Source organism: Amycolatopsis solani (assembly GCF_033441515.1).
Taxonomy (GTDB): Bacteria; Actinomycetota; Actinomycetes; order Mycobacteriales; family Pseudonocardiaceae; genus Amycolatopsis; species Amycolatopsis solani.
In genome coordinates this window covers 459,045-470,428 of record NZ_JAWQJT010000004.1, presented here as the reverse complement: position 1 = coordinate 470,428, position 11,384 = coordinate 459,045, and the positions used below count along the sequence as shown (strand labels likewise).

Sequence of the window (11,384 nt, the reverse complement as noted above, 5' to 3'; positions counted from 1 at the left end):
GGGCGAACCGGCCCGGTGCAGGCCGGGCCGAGAACGGGGGACGGGAAAAACGGTGCTGCTTGGCGGAAATCAGGATCCGGCGCCGAAGGCTCGTGAACAAGCGACTAACGTACGGTCTTATCTACCGGACGCAATATTTCCCAAAAAGGACATTTCTCGCCATTGGGATTCGATCCGCCGATCGTCCACTGAGGACTGATGGCGGATCACCGCCGTTCGGGTGATCTTTTCCGGTCTGAAACGGCAAATGGCCCCTCCGCCGAGATCGGCGGAGGGGCCATTCGATGCCGGGTGAACCGTCAGGCGGTCTTCTCGCGCTTCGGGAGCTTCCAGCCCGGGCGCACGAAGTGGCAGGTGTACCCGTTCGGAATGCGCTGCAGGTAGTCCTGGTGCTCCGGCTCGGCCTCCCAGAAATCGCCCACCGGGCGGACTTCGGTGACGACCTTGCCCGGCCACAGCCCCGACGCGTCGACGTCGGCGATGGTGTCCTCGGCGATCCGCTTCTGCTCGTCGTTCTCGAAGTAGATCGCCGAGCGGTAGCTCAGGCCGATGTCGTTGCCCTGGCGGTTCTTCGTCGTCGGGTCGTGCACCTGGAAGAAGAACTCGAGCAGGTCGCGGAACGTGGTCTGCGCGGGGTCGTAGACCACCTCGATGGCCTCGGCGTGCGTGCCGTGGTTGCGGTAGGTGGCGTGGGGGACGTCGCCGCCGCTGTAACCGACCCGGGTCGAAATCACCCCGGGCTGACGGCGGAACAGCTCCTGCATGCCCCAGAAGCAGCCGCCGGCCAGGACGGCCCTTTCGGTTGACGTGGTCACGGCGTCACTCCTTCTCCTCGTGCGGTGCTTCCGCGATGTACAACTTCCGCGGACCACTGATGATTCCACGTCGGCATTACGGAAGCCTGACGTCACCGAAACGATGATACCGCCCGATTGATATCGGTGATAGTGCCTGGTAGCGTCGCTGTGCGTGGACCAGAGAACGCGGATCCTGACAGCGGCGGCCGACCTGCTCTCGCGGTCGGCGGACGTCTCCACGCGGGCCGTCTGCGAGGCCGCCGGGGTCGGCGCGCCCGCCCTGTACCGGCAGTTCGGGGGCAAGGACGGGCTGCTCGCCGCCGTCGTCGACCACGGCTTCGAGCGCTACCTCGCCGGCAAGCGGGCCGCGGTGCCCTCCGCCGACCCGGTGCGTGACCTGCGCGACGGGTGGGACAACCACGTCTCGTTCGCGCTCGCGCACCCCCACCACTACCGCCTGATGTACGCGGGCCTCTCGACGCCGCCGGGTGCCGCCGCGGAGGCGCACGGCCTGCTGCTCGAGGTCCTGGAACGCTGCGCGGCCGCCGGCCGCCTCAAGCTGCCGCCGCCGCTCGCGGCGCAGATGGTGATGGCGGCCAACGCGGGGGTGGCGCTGTCGCTGATCACCCGGCCGTCGCTCTACCCGGACCTCGCGTTCGCCGTCCGCGTCCGGGAAAGCGTCCTGGCCGGCATCCTCGCCGGGGAGCCGCCGGAGCCACCGGCCGGCGTGGCCGCGGCGGCGACCGCGCTGGGTGCGTTGCTCGGCGGGTCGGCGCCGCCGGGCCTGAGCGCGAGCGAGGCGGCGCTGCTGCGGGAGTGGCTGACCCGGCTTGCAGTCCATAGTGGACATTAGCCCGGACGGCGGTGCCGGGTTCGCCCGTACGCCGGGAAAAGCCCGTCGTGGGAACAGTTCCCCGCCTCGGCGCGCTGTGGCCGGGGCGCGGTGGGACGATGGTCCGGGGCCGGCCTCCGACACGGCTCCGAGGAGGCGCGCGATGCGCGACCAAAACAGGATCGCCCCCGAACGGACCAGTGGCGTGCTGGTCGTCGAAGTGCGTGGCGAGCTCGACATCGACACGGTCCTGCAGTGGACGACGGTGATCGAGGCCACCATCTGCGAATTGCCGGGGCCGCACCTGCTCGTACTCGACCTGGGGGAGCTGGAATTCCTTTCCGTCCGCGGAATCCGTGGTTTGCTGCGGGCGTTCGAGCTGTGCCAGGAGCGCGGGATTTCGGGCTGCCTGATCGCTGCTCCGGGCGGTGCGGTGGAGCGGGTGATCCGGCTCACCGGGCTGGCCGGGAGGGTTCCGCTGTTCCCGCACCGGCTGGCGGCGATCGCCGCGTACCAGCCGACGGAAATGCGGTGGCTACCCGGCTGACGTCGTCGAGGCGCGTGTTTTTCGTGGCGGTGGGCGAGGATCAGTGCGGTATCGGCTGTGCGGCGACGCGCCTCAGCTCCTGCGGCCCGACCCGGATCCCGGCGTCCGGCAGCGCGCCGCACCGCACCGGCGGCCTGGTGGCCGGCTGAGCGCTACTCGCCGCGCATCGAGCGCCGGATCTCGGCCAGCCGGTCCTTGGCGGCCTGGTCGCGGTCGGCGATCTGCTTGTCTAGGGCGTCCGCGGTGGTGTCGGTGCCGAGCCCGGCGACCTCGGTCGCGCCGACCGACGTCGTGTACCGGTTCTCGATCTTGTCGCGGACGAAGTCGAAGCTGGGCACGCCGCCCTCGCTGTAGTCCGGCTCCGGCAAGGGCGCCGCGGGCACCGCGATGGCCGCGGTGGGGGTTTCGTCGACGATCTCGCCGTCCAGGACGTTCGGGTCGCCGTCGCGTTCGGTCATCTCCCGACTCTAGCGCCGGAGTGGGCACTCCCGCCGGTAGGGCAGTGGGTAATTCGGCCGTTGGGCGGTGCCGCGCGGTGCGGAATTCTCGACCCGCACAGCCGGTGTCCGGAGGGAGCAGATCATGAGTGCCGGGGCCTACCGCGCCGAAACCACGGAAATGGGGACGGTCGCCAAGGCGGTCGAGGAGGTCGGGTCGTCCTTCCATTCGGTCACCCGTGACCTGGAGGGCCTGGTGCTCGACGCGTTGTCGTTCGCCGGGATCGGGAGCGGGGTGGCGGCCGCGAATTCGGCGCTGCACTCCTCGCTCGGCAGCGCGCTGCAGAAGTTCCTGAGCTTGATCACGAACGTCAACCAGAACGTCCAGACGGCCGCGAACCGCTACAACGCGGCCGACTCCGACGTCGCGCAGGCCTACGGCGGTGGCCAGGCCCAGGCCGGCGGCGGGGGAGCGGCGGCCGCGGCGGCGCCGCAGCAGCTGGACCCGCGGGTGGTCGACTCGATCATGCGCTCGGAGGGCGCGACCGGCGAGCAGGGCGGCGTGCCCGAGGCGTACGGCTTCCGGCAGAACATGCACAACGGTTACGACCGGATCATCGCCGCGCGCGAGCAGTACGGCATCGGCAGCGCCGAGGAACGCGCCGTCGTCTCGGACCTGATGACGGCGAACGCGCGCACGGCGGGCGCGCTCAACTTCACCGATCCGGGCACCCAGGCCGCGATCATGTCGGGCGCGCACATGCGCGGGGCCGGCGGCGTGCGCGCGATCATCAACCACATGGGTGGCGACGACATCGTGCGCAGCTCGCGGACGCTGAGCGACACGGCGATCCAGCACGTGCAGGGCCTGACCCCCGAGCAGTTCCAGCAGGAGTTCCGCGACGCCCGTGTCGAATACGACCGCCAGGTCTACGGCGACACGACCACCCGCCAGGGCGGGCACACGCAGAACTGGTGGGACCGCTACGGGAACGGCCTGACCCAGCGGTACGACCGCGAACAGCAGGAATTCCTGCAGCTTTCCCAGCCGCGGAACTGAGTGGTTCGAAGATCCAGAAACGGGGCACCTTACCTCCTGTAGCCGAACGACAACGGGAGGCGCGCGATGAACCGGAGGATGATCGCACTACTGGGCGGGGTCGCCGCGATGGCGGGGACCGTGGCGTTCGCGGGCACGGCCGAAGCGGCGTCGACGCCGTGCGGTGCCGACGCGAAGGCCTGCGTCCAGCGCAGTTCGAATACGGCGTGGCTGACGGACGGCGCCGGGAACGTCACCTACGGCGGCGTCCCGATCACCGTCGGGCTGCCGAAGTACCCGACCCCGCTGGGGAAGTTCCACGTGCAGTACAAGGACATCGACCACTACAGCAAGCAGTACAACGGGCCGATGCCGTACTCGGTGTTCTTCACCACCACCGGAGTCGCTTTCCACCAGGGCAGCCTGAAGGTGAAGTCGCACGGGTGCGTGCACCTTTCGCACGCGGCCGCGGTGACGTTCTACAACTCCTTGCACCCGGGTGACGTGGTCGAGGTCGTGCCCTGATCCGTCCGGTGTGGACGGTCGAGCAGGGCGCCGGCGACGGCTCCGAACACCAGGTGATCGGCCAGCTGCGGCGTGCGGGGAAGCGCCCGCACGGCGGGGTAGGCCCGGGCTGCGACGCCGAGGTCGAGTACGGCGATCGCCAGCCCGGCCACCGCCCCGCGGGTGACGCCGCGGCAGCGGGCCGAGGCGAGGACGCCGGTCCACCCGGCGGAGATCAGCAGGTGCGCGACCAGCCCGGCGGCGACGCCGGGCCGGTCGCGCCGTCCTGGGACGAGCGTGCCGGCGGCTCGGGTAGCGGCGAGGACGTCGCCGCCGGTGAGCAGCGTGTGTGCGGTCGACGGTATACCGCCGACCACGGCGGCGACGGCTGCCGCGCGCACGACCTGGCGGATCCGGCCGGCCCACGGAGGTCGCGAATGACTCATTGGGGACCGCGGAGGTCCCGAATGAGTCATTCGCGACCTCTCGCGGCCGGTCCGGCGTCGAAGGCCGTGAAGGACCCCTTCACGGCGTTGGGCCGGAACCGCGCGTCAGATATGCGGCCACCCGGATGCGCAGCCCGCGCACGTGCGGGAGCGCGATGGTGAACGCGGCCGCCGGGCGGTACCCCGGCCACGGGTCACCGTGCGTGCACGGCCCGAGGAAGTAGACGAAGTCGTCTTCGTCGTCGTAGCGGCCCGGGGTCCAGCGCTGAGCACCGCCCGGGATCCTGGCCTCCCAGTAGGCCCGGTGCTTCAGCACGCGGGCGAGCTGCCGGGCGAACCGGGGGAGCTCGGCTTCGGGCAGGCCGAGGCCGCGGCCGCTCCAGACTCGCGGGGTGCGTTCCGGCGTGCGCGCGGGGCAGCCGAAGGTGACCTCGCCGTCCGCGTAGTGCCGGGTCCAGCGAGCACTTTCCGTTGCCAGTGCGTCGAAATCGGGGCCGCCGGTGATCTCCAGCGTCATGGGAAAACGATAGGCGATCAAGCGCGCGGGAGTACCGCCGCGCGGGTGTCGATCAGTCGTCCAATAGTGTATACAGTATGCAGTAGTCACGTCGGACCCGGAGGCCGCCATGTACTCAGTCACCGATCCCGCGACGGGGGAGCGGGTCGAAGAGATCCCGAACGCGACCGACGAGGAGGTCCGCGCCGCCATCGGCCGGGTGCACCGCGGGTACGCGGGCTGGCGGGCCCGGCCGGTCGCCGAACGGGCGGCGATCGTGCGCCGCGCCGCCGGGCTGTTCGCCGAACGGGCCGACGAGCTGGCCGCGATCATGACCCTCGAAATGGGGAAGCGGATCAACGAAGGCCGCGGCGAGGTGGGCGTGGTCGCCGACATCTTCCGCTACTACGGCGAGCGCGGCCCGGAGCTGCTGGCCGACGAGCCGCTCCCGATTCGCGGCGGCGAAGCGGTGCTGACGAAGGAGCCGATCGGGCCGTTGCTCGGCGTCATGCCGTGGAACTTCCCGTGCTACCAGGTCGCCCGGTTCGTCGCGCCGAACCTGGTGCTGGGCAACACGATCCTGCTCAAGCACGCGTCGATCTGCCCGCGCTCGGCGGTCGCCATCGCGCGGGTGCTGCGCGACGCCGGCGTGCCCGAAGACGCGTACGTGAACGTCTTCGCGTCGAGCCGCCAGGTCCCGTGGATCCTCGCCGACCCGCGCATCCAGGGCGTGTCGCTGACCGGCAGCGAGCAGGCCGGCATCGCCGTCGCGGCCGAAGCCGGGCGCAACCTCAAGAAGAGCGTCCTCGAGCTCGGCGGTTCCGACCCGCTGATCGTGCTGGACACCGACGACCTGGACGAAACGGTCAAGGCCACGGCGACGGCCCGGATGCGCAACTGCGGCCAGTCGTGCAACGCGCCGAAGCGGATCATCGTGCTGGGCGACCTCTACGACGAGTTCACCGACCGGTTCGCCAAGCGCGTCGCGGCGTACTACGTCCCGGGCGACCCGGCGGACCCGGCGACGACACTGCCACCCCTGGCCTCACTGGCCGCCGCGGACGAAGTGGCGGCCCAGGTCGAACGAGCGATCCGCGAGGGCGCAACCCTGCGCGCGGGCGGCCACCGCATCCCCGGCCCGGGCGCATACCTGGAGGCAACGGTGCTCACCGACGTGACCCCGCAAATGGCGGCTTACCACGAGGAAATCTTCGGCCCGGTGGCCCTGCTGTTCCGCGCGGAGACCGAGGAGGAGGCGATCGCCCTGGCGAACGACACCCCTTTCGGCCTCGGCGCAAGCGTCTTCGCCACCAACCGCACCCGCGCAGCCCGCGTCGCCCGAGGCATCGAAGCGGGCATGGTCTACATCAACAAATCCGGCGGCTCCGAGGCGGACCTCCCGTTCGGCGGCATCAAGCGTTCGGGGATGGGCCGGGAACTGGGACCGCTGGGGATCGAGGAGTTCATGAACAAGAAGCCCATCCGCCTCTGAACCTCAGCTCGGCTGGAAGAACTCGAGCATCCGCCGGCTCGCGTCCGGGGCCATCAACAGCTCCTGCATCTTCGACGACATCCGCGCGGCGGCGCCCGTGCGCTCGTACATCTCCCGCTCGTACTCCCCGATCGCCGCCGGGAAATCCCCCGGATGGGCGGCCACCGCGAGGGCGAGCACGGCGCCGTCCAGGAGGGCCATGTTCGCGCCCTCGCCCACCGGGGGCATCAGGTGCGCCGCGTCGCCGACGAGGGTGATGTCCGGCTTCGGGGGCCAAGTCAATCCGGGTGGGAGGGTCGTGAGCGCGCGGGGGACCACCGTGTCGTCGCAGGCCTCGATCAGTGCCGTGATGCGGGGGTTCCAGCCCGGCAAGAGGTCGATCAGCCGGGCGCGGGCGGCGGCCGGGTCGTCGAACGGGATGCCGCTCGTCGCGAGCCAGTCCTCGGGGGTGTTGTAGAAGCTGATGCCGATGCGGACGCGGCCGTCGCCGTTGCGCTGGGCCGCCAGGGAGATTCCCTTGCCCAGCACCCAGTAATTTCCTCTGCCGACCATGGCTGCCAGGTCCGGGTGGGTGTGGTCGATGTCGGGGATGCCGACCTCGACGACGTTCTGGCCGAGGTGGGCCGGGCGGGCGTCGGTGAGCAGGGTGCGGACGCGGGACTGTGCGCCGTCCGCGCCGACCAGCAGGTCGTACGGCGTCGTGTGGCCGTTCGTGAAACGCAGGACGCCGTCGCTCGCCGACGCGAACGCGTGATCCCAGTGGACGACGCTGTCGGGGAGGGAATTCAGCAGCAGGTCGCGCAGGTCGGCGCGGTCGACTTCGGGGCGCAACATCGGTGCGTCGTCGGGGGTGTCCTCCTGGAGCAGGAGGGTGCCGTCCGGCTCGAGGAGGCGCATGTCCTGGCCCTCGCCGCGGGCGATCGCGAAGAACTCGTCGAGGAGGCCGGCCTCGCGCAGCGCTCGCTGCCCGGAATGGATGTCCAGCATGCCGCCCTGGCCGCGGGCCTCGCGCGACGGCTCCCGCTCGTACACGTCGGCGTCGATCCCGTTGACGTGCAGCACCCGGGCCAGTGCCAGGCCGCCCAGGCCGGCTCCGACGATGGCGATGGTCATGGTTTCCTCCGATTCACCGTATCGATCGATACAGTGTATCGCGAGAGGCGTTGTAGTGTCCGCGGCATGGTGGTGTGGGAGCGGCCGGAGCCGCCGGAACGGCCGGTGCCGGCCCCGCTGAGCAGGGAGTCGATCGTGCGGGCCGCGGTCCGGCTGGCCGACGCGGACGGCCTCGTGGCGGTGTCGCTGCGCAAGGTCGCCGCGGAGCTCGACGTCGGGCCGATGCGGCTCTACGGCTACATCGACACCAAGGAGGAACTGCTCGACCTGATGGCCGACGCGGTCCACGGCGGGATCCGGCCCAGCGGGGACGGGTGGCGGGAGGTGCTGTATTCACTGGCCGAAACCACCCGGCAGGCCGTCCGGCGGCACGACTGGTTCGCCGACCTGATCGGCTCGCGACCGGCGCTCGGGCCGAACGCGCTGGCCAAGGGCGAAGCGGTGGTGGCCGCGATGGACGGCGTCGACCTGGACGACGTCATGCCGATCGTCGCCGCGGTCGACGCGTACGTGATCGGCGCGGTCCGCCGCGAGGCCGCCGAACGGCGGGCCGAGCGCAGCTCCGGGCTGGACAAGGAACAGTGGCAGCGGTCCTACGGGCCGTACCTGCAGCGGACCTTCGCCACCGGCCGGTTCCCCGCGCTGGCCACGGTCATCCGTGACGCCGCGCACCTGGACGCCGACGAGACCTTCCGGCTGGGCCTCGACTTCCTGCTCGACGGCATCGAAGCGCGTCTCTCGCGGTGACGAAAGTTCAGGTCTGCGGTCGCACTCGCCGAAGCGAATTCGCCATCTCGCGGTCGATCTCCGCCTGTTCGCGCTTTGTGCGGTCGGACGCCGCGATCAGGCGAGCCTTGGCCCGGGCCACCTGGGCACCGGCCCGGTCGAGGACCTCCGCGTCGACTTCGGCCGCGGATTCCCAGCCCGATTGATCACCTTTTCCGCTCTCGAACCGGGATTCGTAGAACTTGATCCGCTGTTCGCGCCGGTCCGCCAGTGCTTCGCGGTCGTCGGCGACCCGCTCGCGGTCGTCGGCCCGCTGCTCGCGTTCGTCGGCCCGGCGGTCGCGTTCGTCGGCGATCCGGTCGCGTTTGTCCGCCAGGTTCGCGCGCGCGATACCCAGGTCGTCCGCTTCGCCCATGCCACCAGGATACGTCCGGTCGGCGTGCGTTGCCGAGCGGTTCAGGGGATGATTCCGCGAGAATCCAGGGCGTCGGCCAGGCGCTCGCGCAGTTCCTGGGCAGTGGCCTGGACGTCGATGTCCGCCGGTGGGGAAAGAACTTTCGACATCACCGTCGACAGGTTCTGGTACGCGGGGGTGAGCGGCCGGACCGCCGCGTCCGTCAGCGCCGCCCGGATGTCGTCCTTCATCGGGTACTGGTCGGCCATCGTCGGGTTTTCCTTGGCGTCGGCTGGTTTCGCCGCGTCGAGCGGGCTGGTGTCGCGGTAGATCGTCGAGATGCTCGGCGGGATCCCGTCGACCAGGGCCTGGTACTTCTGGCTCGCCGCGTTCCGCAGGCACAGCGCCGCTTCGAACGCTTCCGGCTTGTGCCGGGAGTACGTGCTGACGGCGAGGTTGAACCCGCCGATGGTCACCCGGCTGGGCTGCCCCGCGGCCACCGACGGGTAGCGCGTCCACTTGAAGTGCGCCAGGTCCTGCGGCTTTTCCTTGGCGTAGGAGGCGTAGACGAACGGCCAGTTCAGCTCGGTCGCCGCCTGCCCGCGCTGGAACGCCTGGCGGATGTCGTCCTCCTTCTGGTTCGTCAGGGACGGGTCGGTGATCCCCGCCGTGGTCAGCCGCTTGAGGAGCTCCAGCGCGCGCACCGCGCCGTCGTCCATCACGACCGAGCGGCCGTCGTCGGACAGGATGTGCCCGCCCGCCGACGCGACCAGCGTGTTGTAGAAGACGACCAGGCCCTCGTACTGCGCGCCGGTGAACAGCACCTGGTACGGCTTGCCCGCCGCCTTCAGCTGCTCCGCCTGCGTCATCAGCTCGTCGAACGTCTTGGGCGGCGACGGCGTGATCCGGTCGTCGTACCAGAGCAGCTGGACGTTGGTGTTCTTCGTGGCGCCGTAGAGCTTCCCGTTCCACTTGGCGGTGGCCAGCGGGCCGGGCAGCACGTCCTGGGTGGCCGCGGCCGCGTTCGCGCCGGTCCACTCCTCGGCCCAGCCCGCTTCGGCGAACTCCGGCACCCACGTGACGTCGAGGCCGAGCACGTCCAGGGACGCGTCGCCCGCGGCGAGCCGCCGGACCATCTGCTCGCGCTGGCCGTCCGCGCCGCGCGGCAGTTTGTTGTAGACGATCTTGTACTTGCCGGCGGCGGCTTCGGTGCACCGGTCGACCACCGTCTGCAGGTGGTCCTCCGGCGAGATGTACAGGTTGATCGTCACGCCCGCGGAAGAGGAGCACGCGGCGAGCGCGGTGCCGGCCAGCACGGCCGCGCCGGCGAGGGGGAGGAGTTGGCGCATGTCGGCCTCCTTGCCGGACAGGCAACGCACGATTGCAAGCGCTTGCATCGATGATTAGCCTTGATCAAGGCCGGTGTCAATGCTGGTGACGCGGATGGTTGCAAGCGCTTGCAACGGATGGGGTAAGGGGATGCCGGAGAAGCTCGACGACGTCGCCCGGCTGGCCGGGGTCTCGGCGGCCACCGTGTCCCGGGCGCTGCGCGGCGTCCCGGGCGTCGCCGAACGCACGCGGACCCGGGTCCTGACGGCCGCCGCGCAACTCGGCTACGCGATCTCGCCCGCCGCGTCGAGCCTGGCCACCGGCCGGACCGGGACGGTCGGCGTGATCGTCCCCTACATCGACCGCTGGTACTTCTCGCGGCTCATCTCCGGCGTCGAGCGGGTGCTGCGCGAGGCCGGGATCAGCCTGCTGCTCTACAACCTCGGCGACGACGCGGGCCGCGCGCGGTTCTTCGCCGGCCTGCCGCTGCGCCGCCGGGTCGACGCGGTGCTCGTGCTCTCCCTGCCGCTGGCGGCGGCCGAACGCGAGCTGCTGCTGGGGCTCGGCACCCCGCTCGTCACGATCGGGACCGAAGAGCCCGGCGCGGACTCGGTCGGCATCGACGACCACGCCGCCGCGGCCGGCGCGATGCGGCACCTGGTCCAGCTCGGGCACCGCGAAATCGCGTTCATCGGCGAGGGCGACCCGGTGCCGCTCGGCTTCACGACGCCGTTGCGCCGGCTCGCCGCCTATCGCGAGGTCTACCACGCGGTGTGCCGGGAGGACGGCCGCGAGCCGGACCCCGCGTTCGAGACCGGCGGCGGCTTCACCGTCGCGGGCGGGGAACGGGCGATGAGCGCGCTGCTGGGCCTGCCCCGCCGGCCGACCGCGGTGTTCGCGGCGTCCGACGAAATGGCGTTCGGCGCCCTGCGGACGCTGCGCCGGGCCGGGTTGCGGGTACCGGCGGACGTCTCGGTGGTCGGCTTCGACGACCACGACCTCGCCGACCTGCTGGAGCTGAGCACCGTGGCGCAGCCGGTGGCGGAGCTGGGGGAGCGGGCCGGCCGCCTCCTGCTCGCACGATTGTCCGGCGGAAAAATCGCGACATCGCCCGCGATTGTCGGGACGCACCTGGTCCTTCGGGGTAGTACTGCGCCGCCCTCGGGGCGTTGAGCAGCGGTTTTTGCGGCGCTACTCCGTCCGGTCGATTGCGACCTACTCGATCTTTAGGT

The 11,384-nt window shown here is 70.8% G+C and carries 14 protein-coding genes; 7 read left to right on the top strand and 7 right to left on the bottom strand.

The features are described 5' to 3' along the window. Positions 1-299: 299 nt before the first annotated feature. Entirely contained in the window at positions 300-815 is a 516-nt protein-coding gene (gene msrA / locus SD460_RS46340; protein ID WP_290061099.1) for a peptide-methionine (S)-S-oxide reductase MsrA, read from the bottom strand. Positions 816-969: 154 nt separating this feature from the next. Between msrA and SD460_RS46335 the strand changes: the two genes are divergently transcribed. Beyond that, positions 970-1,650: a TetR/AcrR family transcriptional regulator gene (locus tag SD460_RS46335; RefSeq protein WP_318307783.1), complete on the top strand. Its 681-nt coding sequence runs from the start codon at positions 970-972 to the stop codon at positions 1,648-1,650. A 142-nt stretch (positions 1,651-1,792) separates the two neighbouring features. Further along, positions 1,793-2,176, top strand: coding sequence for an STAS domain-containing protein (locus SD460_RS46330; protein WP_290063015.1), 384 nt, complete (start codon positions 1,793-1,795; stop codon positions 2,174-2,176). Positions 2,177-2,328: 152 nt separating this feature from the next. Here the strand turns inward: SD460_RS46330 and SD460_RS46325 are convergent, their stop codons facing one another. Beyond that, positions 2,329-2,634, bottom strand: coding sequence for a hypothetical protein (locus SD460_RS46325; protein ID WP_290063014.1), 306 nt, complete (start codon positions 2,632-2,634; stop codon positions 2,329-2,331). Positions 2,635-2,758: 124 nt separating this feature from the next. On the opposite strand from SD460_RS46325, the gene SD460_RS46320 reads away from it, so the two are divergent. Beyond that, a complete protein-coding gene (locus tag SD460_RS46320; RefSeq protein ID WP_290063012.1) occupies positions 2,759-3,673 on the top strand; it encodes a hypothetical protein in 915 nt (304 codons plus the stop codon). Between the two features lie 66 nt (positions 3,674-3,739). Then, positions 3,740-4,177: a L,D-transpeptidase gene (locus SD460_RS46315; RefSeq protein ID WP_290063011.1), complete on the top strand. Its 438-nt coding sequence runs from the start codon at positions 3,740-3,742 to the stop codon at positions 4,175-4,177. Here the strand turns inward: SD460_RS46315 and SD460_RS46310 are convergent. Both SD460_RS46310 and SD460_RS46305 read right to left on the bottom strand, forming a co-directional pair. Then, positions 4,132-4,557 carry a hypothetical protein gene (locus SD460_RS46310; protein ID WP_318307782.1) on the bottom strand — a complete coding sequence of 142 codons (426 nt, stop codon included), beginning with the start codon at positions 4,555-4,557 and terminating at the stop codon, positions 4,132-4,134. The two genes, SD460_RS46315 and SD460_RS46310, sit on opposite strands and share 46 nt — an antisense overlap. A 124-nt stretch (positions 4,558-4,681) precedes the next feature. Then, on the bottom strand, positions 4,682-5,119 hold the full coding sequence (locus tag SD460_RS46305; RefSeq protein WP_290060445.1) for a hypothetical protein: 438 nt from the start codon (positions 5,117-5,119) through the stop codon (positions 4,682-4,684). Positions 5,120-5,228: 109 nt separating this feature from the next. Between SD460_RS46305 and SD460_RS46300 the strand changes: the two genes are divergently transcribed. Then, entirely contained in the window at positions 5,229-6,590 is a 1,362-nt protein-coding gene (locus SD460_RS46300) for an NAD-dependent succinate-semialdehyde dehydrogenase (protein ID WP_290060446.1), read from the top strand. Between the two features lie 3 nt (positions 6,591-6,593). Here the strand turns inward: SD460_RS46300 and SD460_RS46295 are convergent, their stop codons facing one another. Further along, positions 6,594-7,703 (bottom strand): FAD-dependent oxidoreductase, encoded by a 1,110-nt coding sequence (locus tag SD460_RS46295; RefSeq protein ID WP_290060447.1) that lies wholly within the window; start codon positions 7,701-7,703, stop codon positions 6,594-6,596. Positions 7,704-7,769: 66 nt separating this feature from the next. Here SD460_RS46295 and SD460_RS46290 point away from each other — a divergent pair, with 66 nt between their 5' ends. Further along, positions 7,770-8,450, top strand: a complete 681-nt coding sequence (locus SD460_RS46290; RefSeq protein ID WP_290060448.1) for a TetR/AcrR family transcriptional regulator — start codon at positions 7,770-7,772, stop codon at positions 8,448-8,450. 7 nt (positions 8,451-8,457) lie between these two features. On the opposite strand, the gene SD460_RS46285 is transcribed toward SD460_RS46290, so the two are convergent. After that, a complete protein-coding gene (locus SD460_RS46285; protein WP_290060450.1) occupies positions 8,458-8,844 on the bottom strand; it encodes a hypothetical protein in 387 nt (128 codons plus the stop codon). A 41-nt stretch (positions 8,845-8,885) separates the two neighbouring features. After that, positions 8,886-10,172: an ABC transporter substrate-binding protein gene (locus tag SD460_RS46280; protein ID WP_290060451.1), complete on the bottom strand. Its 1,287-nt coding sequence runs from the start codon at positions 10,170-10,172 to the stop codon at positions 8,886-8,888. Between the two features lie 130 nt (positions 10,173-10,302). Between SD460_RS46280 and SD460_RS46275 the strand changes: the two genes are divergently transcribed. After that, the gene (locus SD460_RS46275; RefSeq protein WP_290060452.1) at positions 10,303-11,325 is read left to right on the top strand and encodes a LacI family DNA-binding transcriptional regulator; all 1,023 of its coding nucleotides are present in this window, start codon (positions 10,303-10,305) and stop codon (positions 11,323-11,325) included. The last annotated feature ends 59 nt before the right edge of the window (positions 11,326-11,384 follow it).